Annotated in this window: 14 protein-coding genes; 4 read left to right on the top strand and 10 right to left on the bottom strand. The window is 46.1% G+C overall.

The window, feature by feature from the left end; genetic code table 11:
* On the top strand, positions 1–211 hold a 211-nt coding region (locus tag QUB12_RS21220; RefSeq protein WP_333308261.1), incomplete at its 5' end, for a hypothetical protein.
* 24 nt (positions 212–235) lie between these two features.
* Positions 236–823, top strand: a complete 588-nt coding sequence (locus QUB12_RS21215; protein ID WP_333308259.1) for a hypothetical protein — start codon at positions 236–238, stop codon at positions 821–823.
* Positions 824–945: 122 nt separating this feature from the next.
* Here the strand turns inward: QUB12_RS21215 and QUB12_RS21210 are convergent, their stop codons facing one another.
* The 4 genes from QUB12_RS21210 to QUB12_RS21195 all read right to left on the bottom strand — a co-directional run bounded on the left by QUB12_RS21210 (position 946) and on the right by QUB12_RS21195 (position 5,781).
* Positions 946–3,888 (bottom strand): tetratricopeptide repeat protein, encoded by a 2,943-nt coding sequence (locus QUB12_RS21210; RefSeq protein ID WP_333308257.1) that lies wholly within the window; start codon positions 3,886–3,888, stop codon positions 946–948.
* 109 nt (positions 3,889–3,997) lie between these two features.
* On the bottom strand, positions 3,998–4,417 hold the full coding sequence (locus QUB12_RS21205; protein ID WP_333308255.1) for a type II toxin-antitoxin system VapC family toxin: 420 nt from the start codon (positions 4,415–4,417) through the stop codon (positions 3,998–4,000).
* Positions 4,414–4,956 (bottom strand): hypothetical protein, encoded by a 543-nt coding sequence (locus QUB12_RS21200; RefSeq protein ID WP_333308253.1) that lies wholly within the window; start codon positions 4,954–4,956, stop codon positions 4,414–4,416. Before QUB12_RS21200 ends, QUB12_RS21205 begins: the two co-directional genes overlap by 4 nt.
* A 222-nt stretch (positions 4,957–5,178) precedes the next feature.
* On the bottom strand, positions 5,179–5,781 hold the full coding sequence (locus QUB12_RS21195; protein WP_333308251.1) for a hypothetical protein: 603 nt from the start codon (positions 5,779–5,781) through the stop codon (positions 5,179–5,181).
* Positions 5,782–5,864: 83 nt separating this feature from the next.
* Between QUB12_RS21195 and QUB12_RS21190 the strand changes: the two genes are divergently transcribed.
* Positions 5,865–6,755 carry a hypothetical protein gene (locus QUB12_RS21190; RefSeq protein ID WP_333308249.1) on the top strand — a complete coding sequence of 297 codons (891 nt, stop codon included), beginning with the start codon at positions 5,865–5,867 and terminating at the stop codon, positions 6,753–6,755.
* A 336-nt stretch (positions 6,756–7,091) separates the two neighbouring features.
* On the opposite strand, the gene QUB12_RS21185 is transcribed toward QUB12_RS21190, so the two are convergent.
* The gene (locus QUB12_RS21185) at positions 7,092–7,574 is read right to left on the bottom strand and encodes a hypothetical protein (RefSeq protein WP_333145374.1); all 483 of its coding nucleotides are present in this window, start codon (positions 7,572–7,574) and stop codon (positions 7,092–7,094) included.
* A gap of 195 nt (positions 7,575–7,769) precedes the next feature.
* Between QUB12_RS21185 and QUB12_RS21180 the strand changes: the two genes are divergently transcribed.
* Positions 7,770–7,955, top strand: coding sequence for a ribbon-helix-helix domain-containing protein (locus QUB12_RS21180; protein ID WP_333108588.1), 186 nt, complete (start codon positions 7,770–7,772; stop codon positions 7,953–7,955).
* Between the two features lie 314 nt (positions 7,956–8,269).
* Here the strand turns inward: QUB12_RS21180 and QUB12_RS21175 are convergent, their stop codons facing one another.
* The 5 genes from QUB12_RS21175 to metK all read right to left on the bottom strand — a co-directional run bounded on the left by QUB12_RS21175 (position 8,270) and on the right by metK (position 16,073).
* On the bottom strand, positions 8,270–10,234 hold the full coding sequence (locus QUB12_RS21175) for a HAMP domain-containing sensor histidine kinase (RefSeq protein WP_333308247.1): 1,965 nt from the start codon (positions 10,232–10,234) through the stop codon (positions 8,270–8,272).
* A 180-nt stretch (positions 10,235–10,414) separates the two neighbouring features.
* On the bottom strand, positions 10,415–10,720 hold the full coding sequence (locus QUB12_RS21170; protein WP_333145376.1) for a hypothetical protein: 306 nt from the start codon (positions 10,718–10,720) through the stop codon (positions 10,415–10,417).
* A gap of 238 nt (positions 10,721–10,958) precedes the next feature.
* The gene (locus QUB12_RS21165; RefSeq protein WP_333308245.1) at positions 10,959–12,875 is read right to left on the bottom strand and encodes a HEAT repeat domain-containing protein; all 1,917 of its coding nucleotides are present in this window, start codon (positions 12,873–12,875) and stop codon (positions 10,959–10,961) included.
* A 559-nt stretch (positions 12,876–13,434) separates the two neighbouring features.
* Positions 13,435–14,607 (bottom strand): family 10 glycosylhydrolase, encoded by a 1,173-nt coding sequence (locus tag QUB12_RS21160; RefSeq protein WP_333145381.1) that lies wholly within the window; start codon positions 14,605–14,607, stop codon positions 13,435–13,437.
* 203 nt (positions 14,608–14,810) lie between these two features.
* Positions 14,811–16,073: a methionine adenosyltransferase gene (gene metK, locus QUB12_RS21155; protein WP_333145382.1), complete on the bottom strand. Its 1,263-nt coding sequence runs from the start codon at positions 16,071–16,073 to the stop codon at positions 14,811–14,813.
* Positions 16,074–16,085 lie beyond the last annotated feature (12 nt).

The raw sequence follows: 16,085 nt of genomic DNA, 5'->3' as shown, positions 1-16,085 counted from the left end.
CCCCACAGTCTCTCTGCTGGTGGAACAGGCCGGAAAGCCTGTTGCCCATCAGAGGCAGGCAAGATGCCTGCCCCACAGTCTCTCTGCTGGTGGAACAGGCCGGAAAGCCTGTTGCCCATCAGAGGCAGGCAAGATGCCTGCCCCACAAGCAATCTCTCTGCTGGTGGAACAGGCATCTTGCCTGTCCATTAAAATTTTGCATCAAGCCTAGTAAATTCCTGTTATTGTTAGTTCAATGGAAAACATATCAATTCTAGAACAAGCCGCTAAATCGAATACAAAACCATCTCCCGACGCTGTAGTCGCCGCCCTCCTAGAAGCTGAGAAAAACGCGAAAAAAAATAAAATCCGCTATTCTTTCGAGCAGTTAATCGGCAACTGGCAACTCTGTTTTATCACCGGCACCAAAAAGACTCGACAAAAAGCGGGGATTGTTTTGGGTGCGGGACGTTATATCCCTGAGTGGATTGCGAAAATTCAAATTGCTTATTCGGCAGAACCTGTTGCTGAAGGGGAAGAGAATCGCGAAAGGGGCAAGGTGGAGAATTCGGTGCAAGTTGGGGCGATCGCACTAACTCTTTCGGGGCCGACTAAGTTTTTGGTTAATAAAAATATTTTAGCTTTTGATTTTACGAGAATTACGGTGAAATTGTTGGGTAAAACTGTGTATCAAGGATTTATTCGCGGTGGAGAAGCGCGGGAGGCGGAATTTTTTAGTTTGAGTGTGGGGAAGCAGGCATTTTTTGCATATTTTCTGGTAGAAGATGGGATAATTGCGGCTAGGGGAAGGGGCGGCGGCTTGGCTTTGTGGGGGAGAGTTTAGAGGAATTAAGGACACGGCAATTGAGGACACGGCAATTGAGGACACGGCATTGCCTGTCCTGACTGTGGGTAATATCTCTGGAACTAAATACGTCAAATACACGGTTTACTCTTCGGTATTAACTACCGCGCATCGCCAATTAAAATAAACGGCGACCAATAAAACGGATGGCGAGTAATTTGGCTCAACTTAGCTTGTCGCAAAGCTTCATTTTTACTCATCCCTTTATTGATATTTTGATAAAATTCAACCATCAAATCTTTAGTAGCGGCATCATCAACACTCCACAAACTCGCCATCACTGCTTGTGCGCCCGCACGCTCAAATACATAGGCAACTCCCGATATTTCTTCACCGTTAGAATTCGCTTGCATAGCAGTTTGACAGGCGCTTAAGGTGAGTAGTCTGGTGTTTTGCAATCCTAATAACGCCGCATCGCGAATATTGAATTGGCTGTCAGCAAATAGCAGTGTATTTTCCTCCATACCCAATTGTTGACAGCCTCCCTGTTGGAAACAGCCGTGAGTTGCTAGGTGTAAAAAAGGAAAGCGGGGTGCTTGAGTTTTGAATTGGTCGAGGGTGGCGGTATTGCCGATATAGGCGGAACTTCCGGGGAATAATTGAGCGATATTTCTAACTTCTTCTTCTGTACCCGCTAAATTTTGCGGAGCGCGGGGGATGGGATTTCCTAATGCTAAGACTCCGCCTTGTAAAGTAGAATTGGGGATTGACCTTGTGGAAATGCGGGTGAGATAGTTGACGGGATATTTCTGGATTAGGAATTGGCGATTTTTCCTGTCCCAAAGGGTTTCAAAGGGGATGTAACGCAATTTTCCTGTGGCGATGATGCTCAATTGTTTGGGAGATAATGCCTGTATTTGGTCTTCTACAGGGCGAATTAAGATATCGTATAGTTTGCCGCCCGTTTCTCTGTAATCTGAAGTGAGTTCTCTTGATATTTGTTCGCGGTGTTCGGTTAGGAGTTTGTCGAATTCTGCGGGGTCTAGCGTAATTTTTTTAACACTTAAACTGTCTTTTGTCAAGACAAATAGGGCGACGGTGTTGGAGACATTTTTGATATTTGTCAGCAAGACGGGTTGAATGACAACGGTATCTGGTGCGATACTTGCTTTCAGTTGGGCGATGTCTTTGGGTGTGGTTTCAAAGAGTTCGGCGACTTCTGGGAATTGGCGGCGGATTTCTTCTGCTTTGCGGTAGACTTCTGCTTCTAATTCCCGCATTTGTCGGGAGAGATTTTCTGAGAATCTGTCTTCGAGTTGACGGCCGAGGTATTGGAGTTGTTGATTTTTTTGATTCCACTCGTCAATGGCTTTTTGTGCTTGGGGGTTGGCTACTTTGGCGTCAATTAAGCGGGTGTAGTCGGCGAGATCGGCTGTGGTGGCGATGTTGATCCATTCAAAAGCGCGATCGGCTTGGTTTTGGTCGATGAGAAGGGAGGTGAGGGCGATCGCTGTTCCTTCTTCAGCTTCTAGAAATTTTTGGCGATTTTCTCGTTGTAAACCACTTCGTATTTCTAAGGTGATTTGGACTGATTGCTGCCAATTTGTGATCGCTTGAGTCGGTTGCTTCGTATCTCGGTACACTCCACCAATATTACTCAAAGTACCAGCTTCCCCAGAGCGATCGCCCACTTCCTTCCTAATTGGTAAAGCTTGGCTATAGTATTTCAAAGCTTCTTGGGGTTGAGAGATGCTGTTATAGACTGCACCGATATTATTCAAAATAGTAGCAACGCCTGCGAGATCGCCCACTTCCCGCATAATCGGTAAAGCTTGGTTATAGTATTTCAAAGCTTCTTGTGGTTGAGAGATTCTGTGGTATACTGCACCGATATTAGTCAAAGTAGCAGCAACGCCTGCGAGATCGCCCACTTCCCGCGTAATTGGTAAAGCTTGGTTGAAGTATTTTAATGCCTCTTGGGGCTGAGAAATGCTGTTGTAGACTGCACCAATATTACTCAAAGTAGTAGCTTCCCCAGAGCGATCACCTACTTTCCGCTTAATTGGCAAAGCTTGGTTATAGTGTTTCAATGCCTCTTGCGGCTGTCCGAGCTCGTTGTAGACTGCACCGATATTATTCAAAGTAACAGATTCCCCAAAGAGATCGCCTACTTCCCGCCTAATTGGTAAAGCTTCGTTATAGAATTTTAATGCTTCTTGCGGTTGGGAGGTGCTATCGTACACTCTACCAATATTACTCAAAGTAGCAGCTTCCCCAGAGCGATCACCTACTTCCCGCCTAATTGGTAAAGCTTCATTATAGAATTTTAATGCTTCTTGCGGTTGGGAGATGCTATCGTACACTGCACCAATATTATTCAAAATAGCAGCTTCTCCCGCCCGATCGCCGACTTCCCGCATAATCGGTAAAGCTTGGTTATAGTGTTTCAAAGCTTCTTGCGGTTGGGAGATGCTCTGATACACTGCACCAATATTACTCAAAGTAGTAGCAACGCCTGCGCGATCCCTGACTTCTCGGCTAATCGGTAAAGCTTGGTTATAGTATTTCAAAGCTTCTTGCGGTTGGGAGATGCTCTGATACACTGCACCAATATTATTCAAAGTAGTAGAAACGCCTGCGAGATCGCCGACTTCCCGCTTAATTGGCAAAGCTTGGTTGAAGTATTTCAAAGCTTCTTGCGGCTGTCCGATCTCGTTGTAGACTGCACCGATATTATTCAAAGTAACAGATTCCCCAGAGCGATCGCCCATTTCCTGCCTAATCGGTAAAGCTTGTCTATAGTATTTCAAAGCTTCTTGTAGTTGTCCGATGCTGTTGTAGTTAAAACCAATGCTATTGAGTGCTGGGGCTTCAAGTTCTCTAATTTTAAATAGTCGCGCAATGGTTAGAAGCTGCTGCCATGTTTCTATTGCCTGTAGTGGTTGTCCTTGTTGTTGCTGGCGCCTTGCTTGCTGTATAAGTCTCTCTATTTCTTCAACCTGTGAATTTTGACTTTGCCCCCAACTCGGTTGAACCATCACCGGCACAGTCAGAGGAGTCAAACACACACCCAAAGTCAAAACACTGCTAATAAATCGTTTCATCACTTTCATAATTCACCAAATTCGATTAATAGAATAGACATCAAACGCATAATTTTTACTTAATATGGGTATTCCTTCCACCATTGCTTATGCTATGATAAGGCGATATTTACACATACCAATTTTCTATTGATAAGTCGAGAAAATCTGCAAAGTCTGAAACATTGTTCGTTACGAGTATCAATTCGTTAACTTTAGCGATCGCCGCAATTTGACCGTCTGCAAATGCTGGGGTTTTGCCAATACTGGAGAGACGCGCTCTTTCTGTCGCGTGCCAGATGGCAGCATTAGCATCATAAGGCAGCAGAGGAATTTGAACTCGAACTGTCTCATAGAGATAACTTTCTAGAATTCGACGTTTCTTTGATTCAGGAAGTCGCTTACACCCAAATAAAAGTTCGTGAAATACAACTGTTGCCGTCGCAACTTCTTCTTTGTGTCGCTCTAACATTTTGACCACATTTGCATTCGGAATTGGTCGAGTTGGTTCCGAAAGTACGTTAGTATCTAATAAAAATCGAAAACTCACAAAATAACCTCGCGCCCTGGTGATGAATCTCTCAGACCCTCAAAAACTTCTGCCTCAATTCCTGCTTCTTCTAGATTGTTTTCTTGACGAAACTTTTGGATTGCTTCCCAAAAATTTTGAGGTTGCTCAATCTGGCGTTCTTTCTCAATCTTAGCAATGATTTCAGTTAACTCAGCAGATACTTTAGTCAATTCTTTAGCTTTTTCCAGCAAGCTATTGACTAACGGTGATGGCAATAACTCCAGCGGTTCATCAAAGTCATCAGAAGTTGTAATTAGTCCTCGATCGCTCCCAAATCGGCTAAATGTAGGTGAAGATTCTTCAACTTCATGCAAAGTTTCTGCTTCAACTGTTTCTGTGATACCTTTAACTTTAATTGATTGAGATGGCATCCTTTTTCTGAGATAAATTGCAGATATCAGGTCTGACCAAGTAAAGTTTTCAGGTAATTTATCGATTATGCTGCGGACTTCTTCTTTAAGATTGATGGTTTCCATCGGTTTTAGTAAAGAGAGTTTGTATTTGAATTCTAGTGCCACTGATATTTTACATTTGTTGCAACAGTCCGGCAAGGGTTAAAACCCCTGCCTCAAAGCTTAAGTCCTCGGTCGAGGACTGCAAGATCGAGAATCATGCAAGATTTGAATTGAAATAGACAGGAATTACGCACTCCGACCAAAGAAACCGGGTTTTTTAGCGAATCTGCGCGCTAAAACAAAATATTTTCCTAAAAAAACCCGGTTTCTGACCTCCCGACGGACTCAATACGGAGTCGCTGCAATTGTCATCGTCTTTTTCTGCACATCAAATTGCATTTCATCCACGACAAATTGCCGTTTATTTTTCCCATCTCCAATCATAACTGACCTGATACTGTCCAACTTGTCAAGAGAAAGAACAGACTCTAGCTTCACATCCGCTTGACCTTTATTCGGATCTAGCAAGCGAAAAGCGTTCATGGGAATACCGCGCCAAGTCTCTGGACGGCCTTTCGCTGGAGTGCCATCGCCCCGAATAAACTGCACCTCATTACTGCGATAAACCACCGCACTTTTGGAAAACACGATTTTATCAATTTGACCCAAGGGGATAGATCGCTTTTCCTGTCCTAGCTGTATCCATAATTGTTGCACTTTCTCGTCAATCTGCACAACTCGACCGTCTCTTTTTCCGCCCCCTTTCATCACAATTTCCGCTTGCGTCGGCAACGCTAGGGGTATCTGCCCGCTAGCGTTAGCCTGTGCTTGTACGGATGGCAAATTCTGTTTCTGGACTTCCTGACTGGCGGCATTAACGTGTGCTGCCATACCCGCTGTTACGGTAAAAAGTGCTACAACTAGAAAAGAAAGTGTTTTGCGTTTCATAGTCCTCTAGACCCCCTTCAAGGATAAGCGTTACCCGTGCTACTGTCCTAAAATTGTACTCCACATCCCTTGAAGGTGATTCCGTGACCGCTTCTCCCCAACCTACTCCCGAATCGAATATTTTAGGCAACTTTGCCAGTGTTGTTGGCTTACTCGGTGCCGCTTTGTTTTTCACGGGCTGGATTTATCGCTGGTCTTATTTTTACTGCTTTCAGCTAAATGTAATTACCCTCGATTTACCAGTAGAATCGTTTTTCCTAGTACCGCTTCAGGTATTTTTAGGCGATGGCTGGACAATACTCAGAAGTGCGATCGCCCTTCTGCTGACAGCCCTGGCGATTTACCTCAGTTTGTGGCTGGTTAATAGTATAAACAAGACAGTTGCTGTTAAAATTAATCGCAGAGCTAGACGTTGGCGTTTCTCTGCTCGCAGAAGAAGATTAGGGTTGCTTCATCGCTTCCTGAAGTCTTGGCAGCGATTTAATATCAATAGATTGAACTCAATCAAATTATTGCGATCGCTCGTTGACGAAATTATCATCGTCGGTTGGGTATTGCTAGTGTTGTTTTGGTCAGCATACCACCAAGGTATTGCCGATGCCCGACGCGATGCCGGGGAAAATTCATCTTTACCCGCCGTTGCCTTAATCGCCAAGCAAGACAACATTGCTTTAGGCAGAAAACTCGACGATCCAACACTCCGACTAGACCCCAAAGGATTTAAGGCGATCGGCGATGCAGGTCTATTTGCAGATTTGAGCAAAAGAGATTATACTGATATCAATAATCCCAAAGAACCTAGAGTTTGGCGGTTGCTTTTGGAGAGAGGAAACTGGATTTATCTGTTTCCGGCTTTAACAAAAGAACAGCAAAAAGACCCTAACGCTCGCCCGCCAGTGATTGCCATTCAACAAAGTCAATCCGGCGATCAATTGTTAATTGTAAGTCCCGAAGCTTCTAAACAGTCTAAATAAATTTGGGGCTGGTTTTCATCCATGATTATACACAGGTGGCCAGAAACCTTGGTTAGTCCGATAGTCCGCCAGTCCGCCAGTCCGCCAGTCCGCCAGGGGTTGAAACCCCTGTCTCATAGCTGAAGTCGTCTGAAGACGACTGAAAGAGTGATTTGTCATTTATAGTCCTCATAGCGAGGACTTTCGCTATGAGGCGGGGGTTTCAACCCCCGACGGACTTAATGCGGAGTCGCTACAATTGTCACCGTCATTTGTGTTTATTAGACATTTCCAGAAAAGCCAGTCTTGAACAGGCAAGATGCCTGTTCCACAATGATTATTCGAGAGGTTTATTGATTAGGTGCGATCGCACACAACTTCAAACACACCCCCTGGAATAAACCGACACAAAGCCCTCCGCCGATCGTCCGCATCTTGGCGATTGACAAAACGCGCAATTGTATAGTGCTCAGCATTCGGTAAAATTCGGACGATCGCCCAAGAAGTGCGATCGCCCTGCTTTGACTTTTCAGGTGTTTTCCCTCGCGAATTTGAGTTGAGTTCGATCGCGGGGCGATCGGCGATCGTCGGAGAATTTGCTTTTCTGAGAGTGTTGAGGTAGCGGGCGATCGTACTTCCTTTGAGATTCGCCCCGACGCGCAGAATCAGAAACACCGCAAAGCTTTCGATCTCTGGCCCAGTCATGCGCGCGCGATCGGCCTCAAAATCCTCATCAGAGTAGCTGCGGATACCCGACAGCAGTTGCGTGATGCCAAAGTCATCTAAAGCTTGTTGATAGCCGCGAGTATATTCGCTGCCGTCGCTTCCAGGCTGTACCATAGAAATTGTCTCCTTGCTTATTTAGGGGCCATCAGCCAGCGAAGAACTTTCCTAGGGCTCGCGCTGGCTTTTGACTTGTTCAGCTTATAGCATGAATATAGCATACATATATGCTTTAAATGAGCCATATTCGACAGGATGGTCTAGATACAGCACAATGACGATCGGCTTAAACTAAAAAATAATGAATCTTTTATGACCAAACGCTTAGCGACCTATTTAGCCGATGGAATCTATGACATCCTTGAAGAGTGGGCAAGTCAAGAACGCCGTTCAGTCAGCAGCTTATCAGCATTCATTTTGGAGCAAGCAGCCAGAGAACGCCAAAAGGAAATGAAACAACAGCCCCAGCCATCGGATGACAAGCAGGAGAAGAGTTGAGTGGACGCATCAAAGCCCAAGAAACCGGGTTTTTTGCAGTTTTTGCCGGCTGTAACGAAGTATTTGGCAAAAAAACCCGGTTTCTGACCATCCGTGCGTCCAGAACTATATGAAATTTATCGGCATAGACTTAGGTTGGAGTTCAGCAGCAAGCGGTTTGTGCTGTTTAAATTGGCACAATAACCAGTTAGAATTTATAGAGTCCGATCGCCCCCACTGACAAGACTAAAGCATTTCGACATACAGCCAGAGGTTTGAAACATACATTTTCGCCCCTCTGCCTACCCCCTACATCTCTCGCCCCAAAAATTACATCACCCGTTTCCTGCTGGTATACGGACAGTGAAAATAGACCCTTTCCCCTCTTGGCTTTCTACCAAAATTTCCCCACCCATTATCTGACAGTAGTAGCGGCTAAGTGTCAGCCCTAACCCGGCGCCGTCGTAAGGTCGCGCTGCTGAAGAGTCAGCTTGCACAAAAGCTTCAAACAATTTGTGCTGTTGTTCTTCCGACATTCCAATTCCGGTATCTTTAACCGATAAACAAATCCAATCGGTGTCTTGAACATTCAGCAGGGGACAAGCAATTGCCCCAGAAGAAATTTCATCGGCAGCCATTGAATCGTCAATCGCCTCACGCCCTGCTGCATTCAATTTTCCACTTCCTGCAATGCGCTTCACAGTCACTTTCACCCTACCGTTTTTGGTGAACTTCGCAGCATTACTAAGCAGATGTATCAAAACCTGTCGCACTTTTTTGAAATCTGCGTGCATTATGCCCACAGTTCGATCGCACTCAATCTCCAAAACATTGCCATTTTTCTCTACCAACGGTTTCGCGGCACTCGCAACATTATCAACCAGGGATTCGATGTCAAACTCCTGGATTTCGAGTTTCATACCCCCCGCTTCAATTTTTGACAAATCAAGGATATCGTTAATCAAAGATAGCAGATGCGCGCCTGCTTTTTCAATCTTCTGCAAATCGGGTACAAACTCATCAAATCCCGCATCCTGGGCATCTTCTGAAAGTAGTTGACTGTAGCCGATAATCGCATTTAGAGGCGTCCGCAATTCGTGGCTCATAGTTGCTAAAAACTGGCTTTTAGCAGTGTTAGCGGCGACGGCGACTTCCTTCGCTTGTTCTAATTCTTTTGTATGTCCCGAAACTCGCTCTATTAGGTGATTGAGAGAGGCAGCCAGAGAGCCGATTTCGCCTTGTCCGGTGACGGGTGCTCGCAAGTCAAAATTAGACTCAGCGGCTACTTGTTGGGCCACCTGAGTGACGCTGATAACAGGTTGGGCGATCGCCCGACTCGTCCGGTAAGCCACAATTCCCGCCACCACTACCGACAGCAGCATACTAATAATAATTATGGCTTTTTCCATGCCTTGGGCGTCTTCCATCACTTCACCACCTTGGCCCTCTTGCCGCTGGGCAATCTCAAGGATTTTGCTCAATTCTTCAAGGCTGCTGTTGAGCTGTTTTACACCTTCTCCGCTTTCGATTGCGAGCAATTTTCTCGCCGACTCTATCTCCCCAGGCGACAGTTGCGATTGCTGGATTTCCTGCAAAGTTGACTTGAGACTATCGGCGTATGCTTCTAAATTTTTCGTGCAATCTTGCACTAAAAACTTGATAACTTCCGGTTTTGCTGCCAGCCAAGCGGGTTGGCTGTCGGCAAACTTTTCTATATGCAAACGCAGATTTTTTGCCTTAACAATACTCTTAACCAACTGCTCTTCTTGCTGTTTTAGCTTGACCGAATTATCTACAAAAGAATCAAGCTGTGAACCCTGCAATTGGGCCGCCAGCGCTGCCTCTTTAAAATTGCCGAGCAATTGCGCTTGTAGGTGAGCATCATTGAATTGCTTTAATCCTTGTCCTTGGTAGTAATCGGCAATCACCAGTCCGCTCAGCGAACCCAAAAAGCCGATTCCTATTGCCAGCAAATACCCGTAGCCAATTTTTTGATGGATAGGCAAACCGCCAATTTTCGATGGCAAACTTTTGCGGACTTTCCAGGATACTTTTTCTAGAAAATTATGGGTAATTTTTTTTGTTTTCACGGTTTCTACAGCACCCACTTCTTCCGAAATAAAAACTGGCATCTGTTTACCTAAATTCGTATCTTTTGGGTTAACATTTCGCGTTTTCACGTTTTTTTTCGGCGGGTTCAATGGTTCTAAGTCTGGATTCAATTCCCCCTGGTCTTCCCAAACGGCAACCGAGAAACTTGCTTCGTGTCCTGTTTTTTTTAGCAAGTTAATTTTTGACATATGCAACCCCTGTATTCTGTTAAAATCTATCACTATCTTAAGTTCTCCAAACGGAAAAGCTTGTCTATTTGACGGTAGACATCTGCGAAAAAGCATCTGAAACTCTGGTCGAGTCAGAGGAGAAACTTAAATTCGGTTGATGTCTAAGAGATAATTAGGCTGTTGAGGACTGTTGCCAAATTACTTTTTCGACTCGTAAAAGTCTGCAGCAGGCAAAAGAAATAAAAATTTATCCCCGCAGTGAATTATCCCCGCGTGGAATGTTACAGGCAGAAAATTCTCTCTGACCTGTTTTGCCTGTGAGTAGCCCAAAGCTGATATTGTCTGTTGACAATGCACCCGATTCCTTCGCTTTGGACTTTGGCTACCAGCAATGCGACGATTGCTTGACGGTTTTTGTTGAGCATCCGACAACTTCATAGCACAGAATGTCACAAATGCAGCAGCCGATCGAACTTTTGCACCCTGGCGATCGACTTTTGGCATCGTTGCCCCGCAAAGACAAGTCTGAGGTGAAGTGTCGTTAATTGAGTATAACTGTAGGGCTTGCGAAAAGAAACCCGGTTTCCGCGAGTCAATCGATTTTAGATTTTAGATTTTAGATTTTAGATTTTAGATTTTAGAATTGACCCCACGGATAAATACGTTCGGCAAGTTTTATCGGATACAGGTTTTTTATTTCTGGACGGATGAATCACGTGGCGGGTATCCTGGATGCTTTATGTCAATTTTTGGCAATTGCGAGTTCTGCAGTTACGGTAGTCAATTCGATCGCCAGTCCTAGCTTACCGTCTCTACCCAAAGCTTCATCGGCCAAGTGTACCATCCAGCGATTCGGCTTGGCTTGGGGTCTGGCAGCGAGCACCAACGCCCAAGCTTCCCGTTCTTTGCCACGACCCAACAGCGCAGCACAAACAGTCAAAGCTGTGGCCGTTGAACGGCTGATCCCACTTTGGCAGCAGATGAGCAAACTGCCTCCCTGCGACGATATTTTAAGGGCGAAATCAATAATTTTCAGTATATCCTCAAGGGTAGGCAAAATTTGATCGGGGTCGTCAACGGGGGTGTCGAGGTCGTTAAACTCCAGGCACATTCGGTTCGGGATTTGATGAAAATTTTTGGGTTCGGGCACACCCGGACTGCCGATCGAGATCAGGTATTTAATCTCGCGCCCCGCAGCGCGATCGACAATGTATTCACTGGCTTCTACTTGCGAAGCAATCAGGATTTTCGGCAGTTTTTCACCCGATAAATCTGGGGAAACAGAGGGATCAAAATCAACTGTTTCTGCCTCAATCCTGACATCCGCCAAGTATTGGGCAGCCAGCGCACGAACGTCAGCAAATTCGCGATTTAAAGCTGTTTCCAGAGCCAAAATAGCAGCCGTTGAGCCAATTTGACCGAGGGATTTAACAGCCTTTTGGCGCACTCCAGAAGCTTCGTCCCCCAGCAGCCGTACCAAACCTGCCACAGCTTCCTCTGTCCCAATTTCCCCCAAAGCAGCAGCAACTCTCCACCGCACATAAGATTCGCTGTCGCCAATTGCGCTCGCCAGTCCCGCAACCACCATTTTTGGCAATTTCGCATCTCCCTCTGTATTGATGTTCCCAAGGGCAACCGCCGCCCTGCCGCGCACGAAAATATCTCGATCCGAGAGCGACCCGATTACGGCCACCATAGCCACCTCGCTGCTGATTTCTCCCAACGCAGAAACTGCACTGCCGCGCACGTCTGAATCGTCATGGTTGAGGGCTTCCACCAATCCCGCCACAGCCGTTTCCGTGCCAATTTGTCCCAAGGCCTCGGCGGCCCTCAAAGAAACTGCATAGGAGTCGGGATCATCGTGAAGCAATTCTACTAAGCCTGGTACTGCCTCAGAATCGCCGATTTTCCCCAAAGCCGCCGCCGCCCTAGCGCGGACGATGTGATTTTCGTCTCTGAGGGCATTCAGCAGCCCGGGAACTACCTCAGAAACACCGATTTTCCCGCAGTTGACGGCGGCCCGCCAGCGCACCTCGGAGTCTTGGTGTTTGAGGGCTTTCAGCAGCGCGGGGACGGCTATTTTCGGGTTAATTTTGCCCAAGGCCCAAACAGCCCAGGCGCGCACCCTGGAATCTGGGTGTTTGACGGCTTTGAGCAGTGCTACGGCGGCTGGTTTAGAGTCAATTTCTCCTAAAGCCCAAGCCGCCCAAGCTTGGATTTGGGAATCTTTGGATTCGAGCGATCGGGCTAATTCAATTACTGCTGCTTCGGAGCCGATTTTCCCGATCGCTCGAATCCCATCCAGGCGCACTGCACTTTCTTTGTGGTTCAATGCGGCCACCAACATCGGAATTGCCATATCGGAACTTGTGAGGGCCAGCAGTTTAATTTTGAGCAGCGGTGAAGTGGGGATTTTGTCGATTAATTTTATTGTGGCTATTTGAAATTCTGGCTTTACCGTTCCTGCTAGCTTCGAGCCGAGTTTTAAATTTACTTTTAGAGCTAACTTTACTGCCCGCAAAGCCAGACTTTGCTGTTCTACTTGCGGCAATATAGTCGCCAAGGTGTGCATCCCTTGTTTTTGTTTCAAATATTTTTGATGGAATTGAGCATCGCTGAGTTCGGGTAGCTGTTGGATGAGGCTTGCTGCTGATGTCACTGATTTATCCTAATATTGTGGCGAGCGGTTGAGATTGCTCTTTTAAACTGTCTTTAAAAAATATGCCGTCTACAAAACGCTACTTCTAAAAAAAAGCTTGCACCACTTCTAAAATATGTCTTATTCCACTATTTTTGCAACTCCCCAATTATTAATTATTGGGTTTGTTTGGGCGATCACCTTGACAATGAGTAGCGCTTGCTGCTTGGCATCGCTGTGCTATTAACGGGCATAGCTCTGCTATATCATTTTATACTCACATCTTGAACCATTGTCAGCAACAGGCAAGATGCCTGTTCCACAAAGAGTGAATTTTCTTGTGGAACAGGCATCTTGCCTGTTCATAAAAGCTTACTGAGAATGGTGCCACATCCTAAGTTTATACCAACTTGGCTGGAAATAGCGATCGGCACGGTTGACAATCAAGCATCCAGGATACAAGCCCCCGGATTCATCCGTGGGGTCAATACTTCAATTCTAAAATCTAAAATCTAAAATCTAAAATCTAAAATCGATTGACCGCAGCCAACCGCCAACTCCTTGATTCCGGGACAATCTCTCAACGAGCATAGGGCCCTTTTTTTAAAACCTTAGCCAAAGCATTATCGTTATCTCGCAAACCTTCGTAAAAAAACATCACTTCTCCTTGAATCCCGCAAGACCGGTTGTAAGCAATTACTTGCAACAACAGTTCGGGAGTTATGCTATATTTACTGCCTCGATTCGTCAACAAAATACCGGGCGACACGCACTTTACTTGCTGCCCGCTAAGCTGTCCCGAAATCATTTTATCGACCAATTGTTTGTAAGCATTAAAATCGCGGCGATAAAACTGCGGGTGAAGCAGATCCACCAAATTTTTGTCAACCCAAGCTTTAGAATCTTGCAAATATTCCACCAGCCCCCAGTCATAAGGACTCGGCGACATCGATAGCAACAAATCAGGATTAATCGCTTTCACTTCTCGGTATAAACGAGCTACAAACTCAGTAATAATATTAGCACGCCACTGCACCCAATGTTGCTCTTTACAATCCGATGGTGCTGCTCTACCGCACTCTTCTCGATAGCGTTTAACCGTTTTTTCGTCGTAACCGCCTTCTACCGGGAACGCAATGCGATCGTCTCCTTGAACGCCGTTTACCGGATAATTCTTAGCAACTTCCAGCATCAACCCCAGCACAAAGTCTTGCACTTCCAGGTCAAGAGAATTCATCCATTCAAAGTTATTTTTTTTAAGTAAATTGCCGCTGGCATCACGGGCAATCCACTCAGGTTTTTTCGCCAGCAAATGACCGCCCTTGCGATTGTAAGAACTCACAAATCCGTATTCAAACCAAGGAATCACTTTTAAACCAACTCTCTTGGCCTCAACAATTAATTCTGCCAAGGGGTCGCGACCGCGATACCGCACGTCAATTTCCGCCCCAAATTGTTGCCACATAATTTGAGAAGGATAAGCCGTAAAACCCCCGTTCCAAACTACAGGAAAAACGGTATTAAATCCCGTATCGGCGAGAAAGTCCATTGCCTCAGCAATTCGCTGTTTTGAGGTGAGAACTTTGCAGTCAGTGCTGGGTATCCAAACGCCGCGAATCCCACCAGGATTGTCAGCCGGTAACGAACTTGGCAGCCCTGGTGGATTTGGTGCAAAAAATCCAGTCGCCAACCGCTGTTGGAACGAAGAGACCAAACTGCGAATTCCAGATTGGAAAGGTGTGAAAAATCGCATTTATTTATTCTTTTTTTTTGTAAGGTGCGGAGTACGCACGCTACGTTATTAATTTGTAGCACCCGATATTATTTATGGATAAGGTGCGCCGAAGAACACCCGATATTATTTATGAATAAGGTGCGGAGTACGCACCCTATATTGATTGGTAGCACCCAATATTATTTATGGATAAGGGGCGCCGTACACGCCCCAAAATTGTACTATCCAGCTACTCCCGACAACTTCTGGCTCAAAGCTTCTTTCAAAAGTTCCGCCTTATCGGTTTCCTCCCAAGGCAGATCTAAATCAGTGCGTCCGAAGTGACCGTAAGCCGCCACATCTTGATAGAAACGGCCGCCTCTTTCAGCAGGCAAATTCTGCAAGTTAAATGCCTGAATGATGCCCGCAGGACGCAGTTCAAAATGCTGCTTCACAACTTCTAAAAGGCGATCGTCATCAACTTTTCCAGTGCCAAAAGTTTCGATCATCATGCTAACAGGCCGCGCAACGCCGATCGCATAACTCAACTGCACTTCGCACTTTTGGGCCAAACCAGCCGCTACGATATTTTTAGCAACGTAGCGACAAGCATAAGCCGCGCTGCGGTCTACCTTAGTGGGGTCTTTCCCAGAAAAAGCGCCGCCGCCGTGGCGGGAATAGCCGCCGTAGGTATCCACAATAATTTTGCGGCCCGTCAAACCCGAATCTCCTTGAGGCCCGCCGACCACAAATTTGCCAGTGGGGTTGACAAGGAAGCGAGTTTCTGCATCCGGCTTCACGCTAATATCGGCAAACACGGGTTGGACGACTGCAGCCCACAGGTCTTCTTTGATTTTGGCTTGAACTGCGGCTGTTTCTGTGATGTCGCCGATCGTCTCGGTGTGCTGCGTAGAAATTAAAATCGTATCTATGCCAACAGGTTTGCCGTCCTCGTAAATCACCGTAACTTGGCTTTTGCCGTCGGGACGCAGGTAAGATAACTGACCGGTTTTGCGGACTGCGGCCAGTTGACGGCAAATCCGGTGCGCTAAACTGATCGGCAGAGGCATCAATTCCGGCGTTTCGTTGCAAGCAAAGCCGAACATCAAGCCTTGGTCGCCTGCTCCAATGGCGTCTAATTCCTCTTCACTCGATTGTTCCCGGCTTTCGTGGGCTGTATTCACCCCTTGAGCAATATCGGGAGACTGAGAATCAAGAGCCACCAACACTGAGCAACTATTGGCCGAAAAGCCGTTGTCAGCGTGGATGTAGCCAATATCGGCTATTTTTTTCCGGGCTAATTCTATGTAATTTACCTGAGCTTTAGTGGTAATTTCGCCCGTCAGCAGCATTAAGCCGGTGTTGACGACAACTTCGGCTGCGACGCGGCTTTTGGGGTCTTCAGTCAGTAAGGCATCTAAAATCGTATCTGAAATTTGATCGCAGATTTTATCGGGATGGCCTTCAGTGACCGATTCAGAGGTAAACAGGTAGCGGCGTGACAATGATTATTTCTC

Source organism: Microcoleus sp. B7-D4 (assembly GCF_036705125.1).
Taxonomy (GTDB): Bacteria; Cyanobacteriota; Cyanobacteriia; order Cyanobacteriales; family Microcoleaceae; genus Microcoleus.
Note: the sequence above shows the minus strand (reverse complement) of the source record. Positions and strands in the feature narration are given on the sequence as shown.